Origin of the sequence: Waddlia chondrophila WSU 86-1044, from assembly GCF_000092785.1 — a bacterium.
Taxonomy (GTDB): Bacteria; Chlamydiota; Chlamydiia; order Chlamydiales; family Waddliaceae; genus Waddlia; species Waddlia chondrophila.
Genome location: NC_014225.1, coordinates 1836282 through 1855434, shown reverse-complemented (window position 1 = coordinate 1855434; position 19153 = coordinate 1836282). Strand labels below are relative to the sequence as shown.

Below are 19153 nucleotides of genomic sequence, written 5' to 3'. Positions count from 1 at the left end.
GTTTTTTCTTTACGTTAACATATACTGAAAAACATTCAAAATTCTATCACAAGCTTTTTGGCAATATCGGCAAGATTGAAAAGCTCTTCGGGTTCTGCAACACACGAGTCGATTAAACTGCTGATATTTCCTAAGCCTTTCGAAATAAATATTTTCCAGATTTTTAAAAGTTCGGGTTGAGAAAGATACTTTTCTAGTGAAGAAGCCTCTTCGCCGGTATATCCTAAATGCTGCAGGTCTTTCTCGGAAAAAATACCTGTTTCTTGCCAAGTGGCTGCTTTAGCAAATGCTAATAAATTTTTTGGCAGATCGTCGAGGTTAATTTTTTGAGGAATGGGCAGAGAAGACCTCATCTTGTCAATTCTTTGAAAAAAAAATTTCAGATCAGCTTCATAAGCTTTCGATTGTCTTTGTAGATTTGCGATCTCCTGCCCAAATTTCTCGCTGAGGCATCGATCCACTAGATCATTTAGGGTCTTATGGGAAAACTGCATGATTTTTCCAGTTTGTTTGCCAAGGATCACAAGTAGATCATCGAGCACTTCAGTTTCTGGAAGCTGCTCATGCGATTCTAAATCATTAAGACGCGCTTGAGTTTCCCGATGTACTTGTTGAATGTCTTGTAGAAGGGCTGTGCATGCCGCCGTTTTGTGTTTTGCAAATGCTTCTAATGTTTTTGATGTCAAATGTTTAAGGGTTAATTTGAATTGATCTGTCATCAGGGATTCGGCGAATCTATCTAGAATTTCCATATCGTCAACCGACAGAAGAGATGCGATCGCTTCCAGCTGCTCATCGGTGCAGTAGAGTGCCGCCTTGGCGATCCACGCCTGATGACTGGGAAAAGTCATGCCCAATGCCAATAACAATGGCGGCAGTTTTTGGAAGTCCTCCTTAATCTGATTCAATTGCTCTGAGAGGTTGCCGGTGTTGATTCCGGTTTGAATAATGTTTGCAAAATCGGAAAAAGTCATCCAACGTCCAAAAGTCTCGTTTTCTATTTGCATTTGATCTTGAGAAACGATATCGAGAGTGCAGATCGAAAAAAGATGTTCGATTTTTTCTGTGTTTTTTAGGCAATAAGACACGAGCTCCGGAAGATCATTTGCTTTTGTTAAAGTGGCTATTCTCATGAGGTTTGAACGCAGGCTCACCGTCGCTGGGTCGGTGATCACAAAAGCAAAGAGATTGTTTGGAAGGGCGGGCCAAAGGTAGAGAGCGGCAGGGGAGAATCTGTCTTGCAGCTCAGTCATCCATGCTATCAGAGTTTCTTCGTCATCGATAAGTTCAAGGTAAATGCCCACGGTCTTAGTTTTTTCTTCTGCCGACTCTGAAAAAGAAAGAATCTTTTCCATTTGGCTGATGAGAACCCCTCGATCTGCCATCGGATCGAAGTCTTTGATCAGATCGCTGAGAGATAAGGGAAGAAGGCTGGATAAGATGATCCCTTGTTCCCTATCTGTGAACTGATCAAGGTTCTCGAAAGCGGTTTTGCCAAAATCGTTATTTTTGTCTTCAGGGCTTAGAAGATGAAAGAGGATTGGGGGGACAAGGGAATTGCCGCGATGGTTTGCAATCATTGAACAGATCAATTGGTGCAGTTTTGTATCGATTTCCGGATTGCTGTCAAATACATCGTCCCAAGCTGAGGTAAATTCTGCTTGATAAGAAGGTGTGGCAAGCAGAATACAGAGTTGTCCCTGTTCAGAAGGGGAACACTGTTCGCAGCAGAGCCGAAAAAGCTGCCATCTTTCCTCTTCTGATAGATCAGCAAAAAGTAGCTCCAATGGTTCTTGCTTAAGTGCATCGTCTTCCCAAGTGCTGGAAACGAGCAGTTGCCAACACTCAAGAAGCGTCTGATAACCTGTTTGATCTTTTAATAGAGAATCCAGCACGTCCCATTTCCGTTGATTGGAGGGAAGGGAGGCTGTGATAAATAATGCCGTTAAGGAATCTTTTTCAAATAAAGTGGTCATTGATTTTACAAAAGAGAGATGAGGAGCGACCTTTTCGATCAGATGGAGTTTTGCCTCATCGCTTTGTAAAGGACGGTTCCAGATTTCCGATAAAAGTTCGTCCATGACTCCGTTTCCCATATAGGAAGCGAGAATTTCTTTCGCGTTTTCAGGGGTTGAAAAAAGCTGATTGACTAATGAAGCAAGGGAATTAGTTGTAGCAAAGGGCTGAGGATAAGATCCAAAAGGCGAGTTAATTGGTGAGGTGAACATGCGCGGCGTCTCCTTTTTTCTGATCCGTTATCGTTAAGATCATAACATGTAATTCTTGACCCAAAAAGAAAAAAAAGGAAAAATGGATACTATTTATCAGTAGGAAATCGGAAATGAAAGAGCTCATTGCACGATCGGTGGAAGAGTGTGTATCCGCTGCGATGAAACTGCGGGAACCCAAGGCTCTTTTATTTATCGAACGCTCCGCCGAACTTTTGGCTCAGGTATTTAAAAGTGGACATAAAGTCATTGTCGCAGGCAATGGGGGAAGTCTATGTGATGCTGCCCATTTCGCCGAGGAGCTGACGGGGTTTTTTCGGAATCCGAGGCGCGCTTTGCCGGCGATCGCTTTGTCAGAGCCGGGGCATCTCACTTGCACAGGGAATGACCTTGGTTTCGACTGGGTGTTTTCTCGAGGAGTAGAAGCTTTCGGGCAGCCTGGCGACCTTTTCGTCGGTTTAACGACAAGCGGCAACTCTCCCAATATCATTAATGCTGTTCAAGCTGCTCAAAAACAGGGACTTCGCACAATCTTATTTTTGGGGAAAGATGGGGGGAAATTGAAAGGGGTCGCCGATATCGAGTGGATTGTCGACGGATTTCTAACTTCCGACAGAATACAAGAAGCGCACATGGCGGCCATCCACGTGATGATTGAAGCTGTCGAGCACCTCTTGTTTTCCGGCCATCTGTCCAAATCGGTTGAAGTTTGTTATGATTGCTCATGATTAATGAGTTGCACTTCTATTATATTCAGGTAATTAGAGGAAAGAGAACAGGTTGGCTTCCCACACTGATCAAAGGGTTGGCTTGGGTTTTGAGCCTTCCCTACCGATGGGTCATGTCATTGAGGAACTGGCTGTATGATCACGAGTGGCTGCGGCAGTATGATGCTCCGGTGCCTGTTGTGATGAGCATCGGCAATCTCGTGACGGGAGGGACAGGGAAAACTCCCGTTACAAAGCTATTGGCCGGTTTTTTCTACGATGACTACAAAATCGCCATTCTTTCCAGAGGATACCGTTCTCCTGCCGAAAAGCTGCGTGCTCCAGTGATTTTATCCTCCGGCAAAGGGCCTCTGCACTCGGCCGCTTATGCTGGTGATGAACCCAGGCTGCTGGCGGAAAATTTGCCCAAAGCGTGGGTGGTTGTTGGAAAGGATAGAGTGATGTCGGCTAATCTTGTCGCCAAACAAGGTGTGGATCTGATTCTCCTTGATGACGGCATGCAGCACCGCCGGATGGCGCGCGATTTTGAGGTTGTGGTCTTAGATGCAAAAGATCCATTCGGTCAAAATTATTTATTTCCTAGAGGATTGTTGCGAGAGAGTCCTGAAGGATTAAGGCGTGCTGATCTGGTCATTCTTAATCATGTGCGCGATGCTGAAGATTACGAAGATTCCAAGAAAATGGTCGAAAAATACACAAACGCTCCCGTCATCGGCATCCATTACGATAGGTGGAAGGCGATGGATCTAGAAGGAAATGAGCTTGCTCCTCTTGAAGGGAGGAAAGTTGCCATTTTTTGCGGGATCGCTCAACCGGAGCAGTTTGCTTCGACAGTCAGGGAAATGGGTGCAGAAATTGTCGCCAGGAAATATTATCCCGATCATTTTCATTATGATGTCGAAGAATTGAGCGAGCTTGCAGCTAGATGGAAGGAGATGGGAGCCGCAATGATGGTTTGTACAGAGAAAGACAAGGTGAAACTTCCGGAAATCCATGATTTGCTTCTTCCTGTGGTTTGGATTAAGATTCAGCCCGAAGTTATCGAAGGAACAGATGAATTAAAGGCTTTTATTGATAAAGTTAAGGCTAAAATCGCCTAACTCGAAATAAACAATGGATTGTGATACACTATCCATTTGCCTTCATCGGAGACTTTATGAAGTTATGGGTTAAAATTTTAATTGCGCTTGCTCTTGGAATTGTGACTGGATTGATATTCGGCGAACAGGCGGTTATTTTAAAACCGCTTGGAACGATGTTTCTCAGTTTGATTAATATGATCATCGTTCTCCTCGTCTTAGCGTCGATGACTTGCGGCATCACAAGCATTCACGATCCGCAAAAATTGGGCAGAGTGGGATTGAAATCTGTGGTCCTCTACCTCTCCACGACTGCTGTTGCAATATTGATTGGATTGTTGTTTGCTCAGCTGTTCCATCCAGGCGCGACATTGACAATGGCGCGCACCTCTGAGGTAGTGGTTTCCAAAGCGCCTAGTCTTGGTAGTATCATTCTGTCTGTAATTCCTGAGAATCCGGTCAGGTCGCTTGCTGAAGGAAATGTCCTTCAGATTATTGTTTTCGCCATTTTTCTTGGAATTTCTATCAATTTTGCCGGACCTAAGGGGCGGCCGGTGTTAGAATTTTTGGAATCTTTAGCGGATGTGATGTATCGGCTGACCTCAATTGTCATGGAGTTTTCCCCTATCGGCGTATTCGCGATCATGGCTTCTACGACAGGTGTTTCGGGCGCGCAGGTGCTCCTTCCATTGTTGAAATTTTTACTGACATTTTATTCCGCATGTTTGGTGCATACGATTGTGGTGTTTTGCGGGTTGCTGTGGTTCTTGGCAAAACTCAGTCCCTGGCCATTTTTCCGTGGGATGGGTGATGCGCTGATGGTTGCATTTTCCACTTCCAGCAGCTCCGCAGCTCTTCCGGTTACGATGCATTGTGCACAAGAGAATCTTGGTGTTTCTAAAAATATCTCTTCCTTTGTGCTTCCGTTGGGTTCAACGGTTAATATGAATGGAGCAGCGATCTTTCAGGGAATGGCAGTGATGTTTATTGCCCAGGCTTATGGGATTGAGCTGGGTTGGCAAAGTTTGCTGACGATTGTCGTCACGGCAACATTATCTGCAGTTGGAGCTGCAGGCATTCCAGGTTCAGGATTCATCATGCTTTCTGTCGTGTTTAGCTCTGTAGGGCTTCCAATTGAAGGTTTGGCACTTCTAGCTGGGATCGATCGCATTCGTGAAATGGGATCTACTGTAATGAATGTGATGGGAGATGCTGTTGTAGCGGTGTATGTGGCAAAAGTGGAAGGCGAACTCGACGAGCGGCAATACTACCATGAAGAGCTCGTCGAGCTGGAAGGCTCTGATATTTAGCCGCCCTTACTGTTCATCTTGCGAGACGGTATATCCTGGCTGGCCGTCGAATGTACAGAGGTGCTCTGTTTGCACAAAGTGCACATCCATATCAGCTAGGGTAGTCAATAATTCGGCAATTTGTTTGCGTGTGACAGGAGTTCCTTTTTCAGAAGCCATAAATCGGCAGCGCCACGTGTCGATGCAGCTAGTTTCAGGCATGCTGTTTGGCCAAACTGTCACGCCGCGGTTTGCGATCATTTTCAACTGCAGATGATTGTTTTCCAGCTTCGAGAGCTTTTCTTGTAAAGATTTTGTATCTTTCACATCTTCGATAAAGATATCGACACCTACAAGCTCTTTCTTTTTTGCTTTTTCCCGCTCCAATTGATCACTATTGCCGGTGGCAAGTTGCTTGGGAGTTGAATAAACAGCTTCCTTCAAATGCTCCGGTTTTTTGCCCAGGCGCTGGACGACCGCTTGCGCAAACTCTTTCGTGCCAACTTTTTCCTTGGAGATCCCTTCCTTATAAATATCGTAGGTATGGACGCCATCCTCAATTGTTTTTAGCCAGGCATTGTGAATTCTGGCTGCAGCTTCCGGCTGTCCAATATGCACAAGCATCATTACGCTTCCAAGTAGAAGACCTGTTGGATTGGCCAAATTCTGTCCGGCTCTTCTGGGAGCTGATCCGTGAATCGCTTCGAACATTGCACCATGAGCGCCGATATTGGCCGAACCGGCGAGTCCTACAGATCCTGCGATTTGTGCGGCGACATCAGATAAAATGTCTCCGTAAAGATTGGGCATGACAATCACATCGAAGATTTCAGGGGTGTCGGCAAGTTTAGCCGAACCGATATCGATGATCCAATGTTCATTTTCAATGTCTGGGTATTCTGGGGAAATTTCGTCGAAAATTTTGTGGAAAAGTCCATCAGAGAGTTTCAGAATGTTGTCCTTAGTGAAACAGGTCACTTTTTTGCGGTTGTAGGCGCGGGCATACTCAAATGCGTAGCGAATGATTTTCTCACAGCCTGAGCGGGAGATAATCTTTAATGCATGGAAGGTTTCAGGAGATTGCCGGTATTCGATTCCTGTGTAGAGGTCTTCCTCATTTTCCCGTACGACCACAACATCCATTTTTGGATGCTTGGTTTCGATGAAGGGATGATAGGAAACGCATGGACGGATATTGGCGTACAGGCCGAGTGTTGTGCGGACGGTAACATTGAGACTTTTGAATCCTCCCCCCTGCGGGGTGGTGATGGGAGCCTTTAAAAAAACGTTTGTGTTGCGGATGACGTCCCAAGTTTCAGGGGCGATTCCTGTCCGGATCCCTCTTTCATACACTTTTTCCCCTATCTCAACCTTATGGATCTCCAGTTGCGCTCCTGATTCCTTTAAGATATGTAAAGTTGCGGCCATAATTTCCGGGCCGATGCCGTCGCCTTCTGCTACCGCAATGGGAGTTTTTTCTTGTGCCATGCCTGATCTCCTTAAGGTTTCGTTGCCTTGAGCTTAAATCTTCGTTCAATTAAAATCCATCATCTCCTAAGTTGTGAGCGTTATTATGATCAATTCCGTTATTCCCGAGCTACTTGAGAAAGAGCGCAGCTATCTCAATCATTTTTTTGACAATATAGATATGGAAGCGGTAGATGCTGTTTTGCAGGAGCTTGTAAATTGCAAAGGGATTACTGTTTTTACTGGCGTTGGCAAAAGTGGGCTAGTCGCGAAAAAAATGGCTGTGACGATGACATCCACCGGTACACGGGCGCTTTATTTATCGCCGACAAACGCATTGCATGGGGACATTGGAATTTTGAAGCCGGATGATCTATTCATTGTTCTCAGCAAAAGCGGCGAAAGTGATGAATTAATGAATTTGATCCCTTTCATTCGCAATCAGGGGGTTAAAGTTGTCTCCATCGTAAGCAACCAGGATAGCCGCTTGGCGAAAGCTTCGGATATCGTATTGTTCATCTCTCCTGAAAGGGAGCTTTGCCCATTCGATATGGCGCCGACAACGAGTACAACGATTCAGGGAATTGTCGGTGATGTGCTGGCGATTGCATTGATGCGTTTGAAAAAGGTTAGTATTGAAGATTTTGTTAAGTCGCACCCTGCAGGGCGCTTGGGCAAGAGAGCAACAATCTTGGTGAAGGACTTGATGTTGAAAGGAGATGCGGTGCCTGTTGGAAAGGGGGACGATAAATTGGTCGATTCTTTGGTCGAGCTTTCCAATAAACAGTGCGGCTGCGTGATTATCGTCGACGACGATCGCCGCATGAAGGGGATTTTTACTGATGGCGACTTGCGCAGAGCCCTTCAAAAATATGGGGTGGATGCGTTAGAGTCGCCTCTTGAGCGTCTGATGACAAAAACTCCTCGCTCGATAAGCCCTAATATGCTGGCGTATGCCGCTGTCAAAGAGATGGAATCCAATCAAAAAAGCCCGATCATGATTTTACCTGTTCTTGATGAAGAGGGCAGGGTGGTTGGGGTGGTCAAGATGCATGATCTTCTGCAAGCGGGTATTTGAGCTGATTAAAGCTGCGCTTGCTGAAATAGGGGAAAAACAGATCGCACCCATGCCTTTTTCTGCTGGCTTTTTCAAACCTTTCCATTGAAAACCTTGGGTCGTGGACGATCACCTTTTCTTTGAGAACCTTTTTAAAATGCAGTTTAATTCCGTAGAGATCCGCATCTTCCAGGTACTGCATGCTTTGAATGGCGCTTAGTGGGACAGTCAATGTTTTTTTGCCTAAATGATCGTAGCGGATCGACTTGTCGCCGACCAAGTGGATCTCATTAGGGTGTTTCTGTAATTCAGTCACTCTTTTATAAGGAAGCATGCCAAACATGATCAGAGCAGTTCCAAGAAAAAAAAGAGGAATTCCCCAGATCGACAGGGTATCGACATCCATTTTAAGAGAGCCGTAGAGAAGAGGAATAAAACCTAGTAAACTGAAAAAAGAGCCTCGAAACAAAATTTTCTTATAGAGGCTGCTTGTGATTGAGCTGCGGATCGTCAGGCTATCAGTATTCATTGTAAATTTTTCTTTATAAAATTTGGCAAACAATTTTAATTTGATAGAATATGCGCTTGTTTGATTTTTTGGGAGTCTTTTTGATTCTGTTCTTTTTTAACCTATAGCTCCATTATCATTGGAGGACTGGAGCTTTCGGTTTCGGTAGCAATCTGCGTCTAAGGTGTATGGAATTTCTGATCGAGTTATCGGGTTAACAGTAGTTGCAGCCGGACAAGCATAGATTATTGCTGCGATGAGAAGGCAGGAAGACATCGCAGTCGGAAATGTCGTTGGTTCGAATATTTTTAATATACTTGGAATCATTGGAGCATCTTCCATTGCGGCTCCAATCCATATAGAAAATATCAATTGGATCGATTTTAGCTATATGACCGCCTTGTTTATAGGACTATGGGTAATCATACAAAAAGGAAGCTGTATCACAAGGAGGGAAGGATCTCTCTTGTTTTCTTCCTATATTGTTTATCTTTGCTATCTACTATATTTTTGACTATCTGTCTGTACTCATTGCAAAAAAAAGAAGATCTCCTCATAAGTTTTCCTTTATGAAATTTGAAGTTCCCGGCAACCAATTCCGATTCGGCAGGATATGCGCTCATTTGATTTTTTTGTTCGCGTTTTTGATTGCTGCTCAGATGCTAAATGGCGAAGAAGCCTCTTTTCCCTTGCCTCAGAGCATTAAAGAAGCAGAAGCTGCCCTAAGTTGGGAAGGTTGGTTTACAATCGTAGTTTTTATTGTGATGTTTGTTGGGTTGATCTCCGAGGTGAGACCACCTGATATTATTATGTTTGGAGGATCGCTTCCTCTCTTGATTTTTGGAATTCTTACACCGGAGCAATTTCTCAACGGGTTTTCCAATGATATTTTAATGACAATAGGCATGCTTTGCATTGTTGTCAGGGCGATGGAAGTCAATGGCATCCTCGAGTTGATCGCAAAAAAAATTTTAGTCTCTTCCAAGAGATATGTTGTCCGGTTGCTTTCCATGAGTGTCCCAATTACGTTTGCTTCAGCGTTTTTAAATAATACTCCTATCGTCTTATTAATGGCTCCCTTGGTAAGGAAGTGGGCTTTGGATAGCAAGCTGTCCCCTTCAAAATTTTTGATTCCGTTATCGTATGCCTCTCTTTTAGGCGGAGCGTGCACCCTGATTGGAACATCGACAAATTTGGTTGTCAACGGCTTGATGGAAAACAACATGAAAGGTTCCGGCTTTTCATTTTTTGAACTCTCCTATGTTGGAGTTCCTTGTGCGCTTGCGGGTCTACTATTTATCACGTTTTTTGGGTGGAAGCTATTGCCCGATCGCACCGACGCTGCAACAGCAGTCTCTTCGGAGACAAGAGAATTTACCGGAGAGTTTATTGTCGGGGAAGAATGTCCGCTTGCCAACCGCACCATACAAGAAGTTTCTAAAAGATATTTTCGTCAGGATACTCTGATTCAATTGGAGAGAAATCATCAAGTCATTGATTCGCCTCCTTCCGATCTTGTCATTTTTGTCGGTGATCGTCTGGTTTTTATTGGCGATATTCATCGAATTGCAGAGCTGCACGATATTCCAAATTTGCAATCGGTAGCCGATCCCCACTTCAAATTAGATGTCAAATCGTCGCATTTTTCAGAAATTGTTGTGCCGACAACTTCTCTGTTGGTGGGAAAAACACTGCGTCAAATCAATTTCAGATTTTCTTATGGAGCATCTGTCATGGCTGTTTACCGTCAAGGATGGAGGGTGTTGGGTGATATTCGAGATATTACCCTTGAGGCGGGCGATACACTAATGTTGCTTTCTTCCGAACCTTTTGATGCGCAGAAGTTCTATAAAGATTTTTATTTCATACGCCATTCAGAAAAATTGCTGACATTTAATCCGCGGCGAGCCGTTTTTGTCACTTCTGTCATGGCGATTATGGTGCTGGCTGCAACTTTAGGAGTCTCAATGATTGTGGCAAGCGTCACGGCAGCTTTTGTTCTTCTGCTGACCCGTTCGATATCGATAAGGGAAGCTCAAAATAGTGTGATATGGAATATTTTATTGTTGATCGCCAGTTCATTTGCCATAGGAACAGCAATGGAAGTGACAGGTGTGGCCGCCTATTTTGCCCAGATGATTTTAGCTGTTTTCGGTAAACAGCCTCAGATGTTTGTTGGAGGAATCATTCTTGTCACGATCATTTGTACCGAATTTATGTCGAACAATGCTGCAGCTTTAATTCTTTTTCCCATCGCCATCGAAGTGGCAAAGCTTGCAGGCTTCGAATCGATTGAAGCAACAAAAGCAATTGGCGTGTGTATTGCAATCGGGGCATCGTGTGGTTATGCGATTCCTACCGGTTATCAGACACATATGATTGTCTATGGACCTGGTGGATATAAGTTTACGGATTTTCTTAAAATTGGATTGTTTATGGATCTGATCGTTTGGGTGATCAGCACAGTGATGATCCCTTACATATGGCCATTAAAATGATTGTGATCAACCTGATTTTAGGAGTGCTATTTTTGTATTTAGGCGCTGAAGGACTCATTAGGGGAGGATCCGCTCTTGCGGTGCGGTTGGGGATTCCTGTGATTGTGATCGGGCTGACCATCGTGGCATTTGGAACGAGCGCACCGGAGCTTGTCGTCAGCGTTCAAGCCGGATTAGAGGGGCGTGGAGATATTGCAATCGGAAATGTCATCGGCTCCAATATTGTTAATACAAGTTTTATTTTGGGTTTTTGTGCGATGTTGTTTCCGTTGTCGATTCATAGAAGGCTGCTCAATACCGATACGCCATTGATGATTTTAATTGCTTCTGTCCTATTCGGCATTTTCCTTGTTTCTCCGGTTTTTACGCGATTCATCGGAATCCTTTTTCTTTCAGGACTCGTTGTTTATACGGTTTGGTCGATTGCCAACGGCATGAAAACACATATTCCTGCGAGCGAGCCCTCTCCTCATCAGATGAACAGCTGGATTATCGAGGTGTTGTTTATCATTGGAGGGCTGGTGATTTTGCTTTTAGGATCTCACCTTTTCCTTCTTGGTGCAGTCACTTATGCCCAATTGTATGGAGTTTCCGATCGAGTGATCGGTTTAACAATAGTTGCCATTGGAACGAGTTTGCCTGAATTGGCAGCCTCTTTAGTCGCTGCCTTCAAAAATCAGGGGGATATTGCGATTGGAAATCTTGTTGGTTCGAGTATCTTTAATATGCTTGGAATTATTGGTGCGGCTGCTGCCGTTTCTCCGATCCATGTAGAAAACATCAACTGGATCGATTTTGTCTACATGATCGCTTTGTTTATAGGGTTATGGGTGATGATACGCAAAGGAACCCACATCACAAGATGGGAAGGGGCTTTCTTATTCTTTTCTTATCTTGTTTATCTTTGTTATCTGTTGTATTTTTGACTAAAATTTGGTTCTGACTGTAATGAATAAACGTTTGAAAGCTTTATTTCTCTTATCTTTCTACATTATCTTAGTCACTTGTATTGCTCGATTTATTTTTTTCGTTTGCGAGGAGGGGTGCAAAACTCCTCCTGGACAGGAACTGATCCTATCTTTGGATGCCTATAACGATGGAGAATTTCAGAGTACTAAGGAGCGGTTGCTTCATCGTCTTCATGTACAGCCTTTCAATCTGATTTCGCTGATTATCTTTTCTCTTGCAATTATCCATACGTTTTTCGCTCACTACTTCACCACACTTTCTAAGAAATGGAGAGCGAGAAATATCCGTTTAGGTAAAGATCCCGTTGATTCATTCGGCGTTGAAGCTCTCCGATTTATGGGAGAGGTGGAAGTGGTGTTCGGCTTATGGGTCATCCCTCTGTTTCTTGCCATCGCTTTTTCTTATAGTTGGGATACAGCTGTCCGCTATGTGGAGAACATTGATTATTTAGAGCCGATGTTCGTTGTTGTCATTATGGTATTGGCTTCTTCATCGCCAATCGTGAAACTCGCAGAAGACTGTCTGCGTTTGTTTGCGGCCTGTGGAGGGGACTCTGTGAAGTCTTGGTGGTGGGCAATCTTGACAATCGGACCAATTTCAGGTTCTTTGATCACTGAGCCGGGTGCAATGACGATTTCAGCGCTTTTACTTTCCAAGCAATTTTATGATTTGAAGCCTAGCCCGAAATTTGCCTATGCCACTTTAGGTCTTCTATTCACAAATATTTCTGTTGGAGGAGTGTTTACTCATTTTGCAGCGCCTCCAGTGTTGATGGTCACGAAAAGCTGGCATTGGGATACTCCTTATATGGCTTTTCATTTCGGTTGGAAAGCGATTATGGGAATTTTGATTTGTAATTTAACTTACTATTTAGTGTTCAGGCATGAGTTCAAGAGACTGGAGGAAAATAGCAAACTCCGCCACGTTTGGGAAGAGAAAGAGAAAAAAGACGAGATGAAAATCCCTTTTTGGATCAGCCTTGTGCATTTATTTTTCTTGGCGTGGACAGTGGTCCATAATCATTATCCTTCCATTTTCATCGGTACTTTTTTGCTGTTTTTAGGCTTTTCTCAAGCTACATCTTCTTATCAACGGCGGCTTGATCTTAAACCGGCCATATTGGTGGGTTTTTTCCTGGCAGGGCTTGTTGTGCATGGGAACCTTCAGGGGTGGTGGATCGCTCCGGTTTTGAGCAATGCTTCGGAAGGCATGTTGCTGTTGGTCTCCGCATTTCTCACGTCATTTAACGATAATGCAGAAATCACGTTTCTCGCTACGTTGATTCCATCATTTACCGATGGAATGAAGTATGCTGTTGTTGCCGGAGCGGTAACTGGCGGGGGATTGACTGTGATCGCTAATGCCCCGAACCCTTCTGGACAGGCAATTTTAGGAAAATATTTTGATAACGGTATTTCAGCTGTTTCTCTTTTCAGTGCAGCGATCTATCCCGCAGTCATTATGGGAGTTTGCTTCTATTTATTTAGAGGGATCTAGAGCGTATCACCAATTAGAGGATAAACCACTTCCTTCGATTGGCAAACCAGGCGAAAAAGAGATTCCAAAGAAGAAACATCACCAAAAGAAAAGGTTCTTTATTCCTTAAATAGGAGGGGAAGAGAGAATCCTGCTGAATCGCATCGATGCGGGCAAGATTAAATGCAAAAAGACCTTTGGAAAGCTGCCGTTTGAAATCGCTTTCCGTTTGCGAAGGCTCCTCTTTGCTCCATTCTTTGATTAGGTAGAGGTGCCACCCCTTAAGAAGCTGCTCTCTTTGATCGGAAATACTGTTAGCTAGTGGTTCGCCTAAATATTGATCCAAAAGCATTTGCTCAGTTGGAAATAAAGCATTTTCTTTCCATTTTTCAGGAACAGTTGGAAAGGTAAATTGATTGGCGATGAAAACAAGCGTAATAATCGGGAGGATCCAGGCAGCTCGATGAGCCCCGTCAATCTTCATGAGGATTAAGATCGGTATGATGATCGAGAAAAAAATCCATGCCTTTTGGAACGGAGGCAGCTCAATCAAAAGAATGCGCATTGCGTGATCGAATTTCGTGGAAAACGGCTGATGCATACGATTCAATAACGCTTGATGCGCTGCCTGGATTTCAGTTTGTTTTTCAAAAGAAAGTTGTTGGTATAGGGCGGATTCTGCGATCACTGATTCGTAAATGCTGTTGAGTCGTTTATCTTCAAACAGTTTTCCCATGAATGGATATCCCAAATCGAAAAGTAAAGCCGAGAAGGCAATACAGAGGTGAATAATCGAGACAACTCTTAGAGGGGTTGGGACAAAGGTCCCTGGAGGAAATGGACGCGCTTTAGGTTTAAACATAGGTATAAACCCTAGCGAAATTGATTTTTTTTCAAAAGGGAGAAAAAAAGGGTTGTGAAAATATATGAGGATTTCACATAATGGTGCCATCTTCAACAGAGCGAAAGAGTTAAAAGTTGAAGATGACGAAGGCAGAGACCTTCGATAGTTGTTTTGACAGAGTAGATGAAGTAATATAGGCCAAAAAAAAGCTTGTGAAGCTTGAAGCGTTTAACGTTTTAAGTTTCGTCCTTTTATCAAATTTAATTATCGAGTTTTCGAAGAGTTATTTTTTCTTTGAGAATTTGATCCTGGTTCAGATTGAATGCTGACGGCGTGGATGAGGCATGCAAGTCGAACGAAGTGTGCTCTTGAGTGCACTTAGTGGCGGAAGGGTTAGTAATACATGGGTAATCTACCTTTAACTCTGGGATAACGGTTGGAAACGACCGCTAATACCGGATATGGTGCTAGAGAGGATCTTTTTAGCATTAAAGTGGGGGATTGGGCGACCGACCTTACGGTTAAAGAGGGGCCCATGGGATATCAGCTAGTTGGTGAGGTAAAGGCTCACCAAGGCTAAGACGTCTAGGCGAGTTGAGAGATTGACCGCCAACACTGGGACTGAGACACTGCCCAGACTCCTACGGGAGGCTGCAGTCGAGAATCTTTCGCAATGGGCGAAAGCCTGACGAAGCGACGCCGTGTGAATGAAGAAGGCCCTTGGGTCGTAAAGTTCTTTCGCATGGGAACAAGAGAAGGATGCTAATATCATCTGGATTTGAGCGTACCTTGTAAAGAAGCACCGGCTAACTCCGTGCCAGCAGCTGCGGTAATACGGAGGGTGCGAGCATTAATCGGATTTATTGGGCGTAAAGGGGGCGTAGGCTGGAATATAAGTCAGCCGTGAAATCCCGGGGCTCAACCCCGGAACTGCGTTTGAAACTATATTTCTAGAGGCAAGGCGGAGAAAACGGAATTCCACATGTAGCGGTGAAATGCGTAGATATGTGGAAGAACACCAGTGGCGAAGGCGGTTTTCTAGCTTTGACCTGACGCTGATGCCCGAAAGCTAGGGGAGCGAACAGGATTAGATACCCTGGTAGTCCTAGCCGTAAACGATGCATACTTGGTGTAGCCGGACTCAACCCTGGCTGTGCCGTAGCTAACGCGTTAAGTATGCCGCCTGGGGAGTACGCCCGCAAGGGTAAAACTCAAAAGAATTGACGGGGACCCGCACAAGCAGTGGAGCATGTGGTTTAATTCGATGCAACGCGAAGAACCTTACCTGGGCTTGACATATATATGACGGCTCTAGAGATAGAGTATTCCTTCGGGACATATATACAGGTGCTGCATGGCTGTCGTCAGCTCGTGCCGTGAGGTGTTGGGTTAAGTCCCGCAACGAGCGCAACCCTTATCGTTAGTTGCCAGCATTTAGGATGGGAACTCTAACGAGACTGCCTGGGTTAACCAGGAGGAAGGTGAGGATGACGTCAAGTCCGCATGGCCCTTATGTCCAGGGCTACACACGTGCTACAATGGCAGGTACAGAAGGCAGCGAAACCGCGAGGTCAAGCAAATCCTACAAAGCCTGTCCCAGTTCGGATTGGAGTCTGCAACTCGGCTCCATGAAGTTGGAATTGCTAGTAATGGCGTGTCAGCAATAACGCCGTGAATACGTTCCCGGGTCTTGTACACACCGCCCGTCACATCATGGGAGTTGGTTTCACCCGAAGTCGCTGACTTAACCGCAAGGGAAGAGGTGCCGAAGGTGAGGCTGATGACTGGGATGAAGTCGTAACAAGGTAGCCGTACCGGAAGGTGCGGCTGGATCACCTCCTTTAAAGACATTCGCGAAGAGAGATCTTCGCAAGAGGTTGAGACAAGCGGTCTATATTGCTTCCTTTACACTGTCAAGGCAGTGTTTTGTTATCTTGAAAGTTTGAATGATAAGTATCAAGTAAAGTAGTAATCAGTAATCACTGAACTAAATCGACGCTTGAGGAAACAAATCCTTAAGAAAAACGGTTAAATTTTATGTTAAGTTACTAAGAGCTGCTGGTGGATGCCTTGGCATCAACAGGCGATGAAGGACGCGCGTACCTGCGATAATCCTCGGTGAGCTGGAAAGAAGCGAAGACCCGGGGGATTCCGAATGGGGCAACCCAATGGGATTAACACCCCATTATCTTTACCTGAATAAATAGGGTATAGAGGCGAGACCTGCCGAACTGAGACATCTAAGTAGGTAGAGGAAAAGAAATCAAAGAGATTCCCTGAGTAGCGGCGAGCGAAATGGGAAGAGCCCAAACCAAAGACGTAGTTTTTGGGGTTGTAGGACCAGTCAAAGGATTGGAGATTGTTAGTCGAACACATCTGGAAAGTTGGATGACACAGGGTGATAGTCCCGTAGACGAAAGCAAGATCCGACAGGATTGGCACCTGAGTAGGGCCGGACACGTGAAACCCGGTCTGAATCTGGGGAGACCACTCTCCAAGGCTAAATACTCGTTGATGACCGATAGTGAACCAGTACCGTGAGGGAAAGGCGAAAAGAACCCCTGTGAGGGGAGTGAAATAGAACCTGAAACCAGCAGCTTACAAGCGGTCGGAGGCCTATGAGCACTAAGTGCTAATGGCTGACGGCGTGCCTTTTGCATGATGAGCCAGCGAGTTAATTTATGTGGCGAGGTTAAGGGACGAACGTTCTGAAGCCGAAGCGAAAGCGAGTGTGAATAGCGCGAGTTTTAGTCACATGAATTAGACACGAAACCAAGTGATCTATCCATGGTCAGGTTGAAGCAAGGGTAACACCTTGTGGAGGACCGAACCAGTATACGTTGCAAAGTGTTTGGATGAACTGTGGATAGGGGTGAAAGGCCAATCAAACTTGGAGATATCTTGTTCTCTCCGAAATAACTTTAGGGTTAGCCTTGAGACTTAAGATGTGCGGGGGTAGAGCACTGGATCCAATAGGGGGCCTACCGGCCTACCGACGGGAACCAAACTCCGAATACCGCATATTGTCTCGGGAGATAGACTGCGGGGGATAAGCTTCGTAGTCGAGAGGGGAACAGCCCAGACCGTCATCTAAGGCCCCAAATTCTGTGTTAAGTGAGTAAGGAAGTGAAGTTTCTTAGACAGTTGGTATGTTGGCTTAGAGGCAGCCACCATTTAAAGAGTGCGTAACAGCTCACCAATCGAGAGGCTTTGCGCCGATAATAGACGGGACTAAAACACAGAGCCGAAGGTACGGATTCATACTGAGAAGTATGAGTGGTAGGAGAGCGTAGTTAGTGCGCCGAAGGTGTACCGTAAGGAGCGCTGGAGCGCTAACTAGTGAGAATGCATGGCATGAGTAACGATAAAGGGGGTGAAAATCCCCCTCGCCGAAAATCCAAGGTTTCCAGGGTAAAGCTCGTCTTCCCTGGGTTAGTCGGTCCCTAAGCTGAGGCTGAGAGGCGTAGGCGATGGCAAGCAGGTTAAATATTCCTGCACCACCTAAGACTATAGTAATGGGCTGACGAAGTGATAGAAGCATGCGGACAATTGGAAAAGTCCGTGGCACTGTGAGAGAGGCTGGCAGGCAAATCCACCAGCGTAATTTCAGGCGGTGACCAAGGGGAATCTTAGGAGGAACCGAAGATGTGGATAAAGCTTCCAAGAAATAAGCTCTAACTGTTGATGGTGACCGTACCAAAACCGACACAGGTGGATGGGATGAGTATTCTAAGGCGCGCGAGATAACCCTCGTTAAGGAACTCGGCAAATTATCCTTGTAACTTCGGGAGAAGAGGAGCCGGGGGATGTGACGAAACTAGCTTTTAGAGCATGACCCGGTCGCAGAGAAGAGGCCCAGGCGACTGTTTAGCAAAAACACAGCACTATGCAAACCCGTTAAGGGGAAGTATATGGTGTGACGCCTGCCCAATGCCAAAAGGTCAAACGGAGATGTTAGCTTTTGCGAAGCATTGAAGTTAAGCCCTGGTGAATGGCGGCCGTAACTATAACGGTCCTAAGGTAGCGAAATTCCTTGTCGGGTAAGTTCCGACCTGCACGAATGGTGTAACGATCTGGGCGCTGTCTCAACGAGGGACTCGGTGAAATTGTAGTAGCAGTGAAGATGCTGTTTACCCGCAACAAGACGGAAAGACCCCGTGAACCTTTACTGTACTCTGATATTGGCTTCTGACTTAACGTGTGTAGGATAGCCGGGAGACTTTGAAAGTTGCTCGTCAGGGCAGCTGGAGTCGTCCTTGAAATACCGGTCTCGTTAGGCCGGGAGTCTAACGTGATCCCATGAATCTGGGAGACGGACATTGTCAGACGGGCAGTTTTACTGGGGCGGTATCCTCCTAAAAGGTAACGGAGGAGTCCAAAGCTAACCTCATCGCGGTTGGCAATCGCGAGTGGAGCGTAAAGGTATAAGGTTGGTTAACTGTGAGACCTACAAGTCGAACAGAAACGAAAGTTGGGCTTAGTGATCCGGCGGTGGAAAGTGGAATCGCCGTCGCTCAACGGATAAAAGGTACTCCGGGGATAACAGGCTTATCGCCACCAAGAGTTCATATCGACGTGGCGGTTTGGCACCTCGATGTCGGCTCATCGCATCCTGGGGCTGGAGAAGGTCCCAAGGGTTTGGCTGTTCGCCAATTAAAGCGGTACGCGAGCTGGGTTCAAAACGTCGTGAGACAGTTTGGTCCCTATCTGTTGTGGGCGTAGGATACTTGAGAGGAGCTGTTCCTAGTACGAGAGGACCGGAATGGACGAACCGATGGTGTTCCTGTTGTTCTGCCAAGGGCATAGCAGGGTAGCTAAGTTCGGAAAGGATAAGCGTTGAAAGCATCTAAACGCCAAGCCTCCCTCAAGATAAGGTATCCCAATGAGACGCCATGTAGACGACGTGGTTGATAGGCTGGGTGTGTAAGTGCAGTAATGTATTTAGCTAACCAGTACTAATTAGTCCATTGACTTAACTTTTGTTTTTTTTTGGAAGAGTGACTCAAGCAT

At 45.3% G+C, this 19153-nt stretch carries 12 protein-coding genes and 2 rRNA genes; 10 read left to right on the top strand and 4 right to left on the bottom strand.

Annotated features, from left to right (window positions below; translation table 11 throughout):
• Window positions 1–35: 35 nt before the first annotated feature.
• Entirely contained in the window at window positions 36–2228 is a 2193-nt protein-coding gene (locus tag WCW_RS08345) for a hypothetical protein (protein WP_013182779.1), read from the bottom strand.
• 113 nt (window positions 2229–2341) lie between these two features.
• On the opposite strand from WCW_RS08345, the gene WCW_RS08340 reads away from it, so the two are divergent.
• The 3 genes from WCW_RS08340 to WCW_RS08330 are packed head-to-tail and all read left to right on the top strand — an operon-like array spanning window position 2342 to window position 5345.
• Window positions 2342–2956 (top strand): D-sedoheptulose-7-phosphate isomerase, encoded by a 615-nt coding sequence (locus WCW_RS08340; RefSeq protein WP_013182778.1) that lies wholly within the window; start codon window positions 2342–2344, stop codon window positions 2954–2956.
• Window positions 2953–4056, top strand: coding sequence for a tetraacyldisaccharide 4'-kinase (gene lpxK, locus WCW_RS08335; protein WP_013182777.1), 1104 nt, complete (start codon window positions 2953–2955; stop codon window positions 4054–4056). Before WCW_RS08340 ends, lpxK begins: the two co-directional genes overlap by 4 nt.
• Window positions 4057–4112: 56 nt before the next feature.
• A complete protein-coding gene (locus tag WCW_RS08330; protein WP_013182776.1) occupies window positions 4113–5345 on the top strand; it encodes a dicarboxylate/amino acid:cation symporter in 1233 nt (410 codons plus the stop codon).
• A gap of 6 nt (window positions 5346–5351) precedes the next feature.
• Here the strand turns inward: WCW_RS08330 and WCW_RS08325 are convergent, their stop codons facing one another.
• On the bottom strand, window positions 5352–6812 hold the full coding sequence (locus tag WCW_RS08325; protein ID WP_013182775.1) for an NADP-dependent isocitrate dehydrogenase: 1461 nt from the start codon (window positions 6810–6812) through the stop codon (window positions 5352–5354).
• Window positions 6813–6897: 85 nt separating this feature from the next.
• Here WCW_RS08325 and WCW_RS08320 point away from each other — a divergent pair, with 85 nt between their 5' ends.
• On the top strand, window positions 6898–7869 hold the full coding sequence (locus WCW_RS08320; RefSeq protein WP_013182774.1) for a KpsF/GutQ family sugar-phosphate isomerase: 972 nt from the start codon (window positions 6898–6900) through the stop codon (window positions 7867–7869).
• Here WCW_RS08320 and WCW_RS08315 read toward each other — a convergent pair.
• Complete coding sequence (locus WCW_RS08315; RefSeq protein ID WP_013182773.1) at window positions 7835–8377, bottom strand: hypothetical protein; 543 nt, start codon at window positions 8375–8377, stop codon at window positions 7835–7837. The genes WCW_RS08320 and WCW_RS08315 overlap by 35 nt on opposite strands.
• A 235-nt stretch (window positions 8378–8612) precedes the next feature.
• Here WCW_RS08315 and WCW_RS10555 point away from each other — a divergent pair, with 235 nt between their 5' ends.
• From WCW_RS10555 to WCW_RS08295, 4 genes are read left to right on the top strand one after another with little or no spacing between them, the layout of a single operon-like run.
• A complete protein-coding gene (locus WCW_RS10555; RefSeq protein ID WP_013182772.1) occupies window positions 8613–8870 on the top strand; it encodes a sodium:calcium antiporter in 258 nt (85 codons plus the stop codon).
• A 55-nt stretch (window positions 8871–8925) separates the two neighbouring features.
• Entirely contained in the window at window positions 8926–10854 is a 1929-nt protein-coding gene (locus WCW_RS08305) for an SLC13 family permease (protein ID WP_013182771.1), read from the top strand.
• Entirely contained in the window at window positions 10839–11780 is a 942-nt protein-coding gene (locus WCW_RS08300; protein ID WP_013182770.1) for a calcium/sodium antiporter, read from the top strand. The genes WCW_RS08305 and WCW_RS08300 overlap by 16 nt, the downstream gene beginning before the upstream one ends.
• Before the next feature lie 22 nt (window positions 11781–11802).
• A complete protein-coding gene (locus tag WCW_RS08295) occupies window positions 11803–13320 on the top strand; it encodes a putative Na+/H+ antiporter (RefSeq protein ID WP_013182769.1) in 1518 nt (505 codons plus the stop codon).
• Between the two features lie 13 nt (window positions 13321–13333).
• Here the strand turns inward: WCW_RS08295 and WCW_RS08290 are convergent, their stop codons facing one another.
• Window positions 13334–14161 (bottom strand): hypothetical protein, encoded by an 828-nt coding sequence (locus tag WCW_RS08290; RefSeq protein ID WP_013182768.1) that lies wholly within the window; start codon window positions 14159–14161, stop codon window positions 13334–13336.
• Window positions 14162–14433: 272 nt separating this feature from the next.
• On the opposite strand from WCW_RS08290, the gene WCW_RS08285 reads away from it, so the two are divergent.
• Both WCW_RS08285 and WCW_RS08280 read left to right on the top strand, forming a co-directional pair.
• A 16S ribosomal RNA gene (locus WCW_RS08285) occupies window positions 14434–15986 on the top strand.
• A 195-nt stretch (window positions 15987–16181) separates the two neighbouring features.
• Window positions 16182–19123 (top strand): 23S ribosomal RNA (locus tag WCW_RS08280).
• The 16S and 23S rRNA genes sit together here, the layout of an rRNA operon.
• Window positions 19124–19153 lie beyond the last annotated feature (30 nt).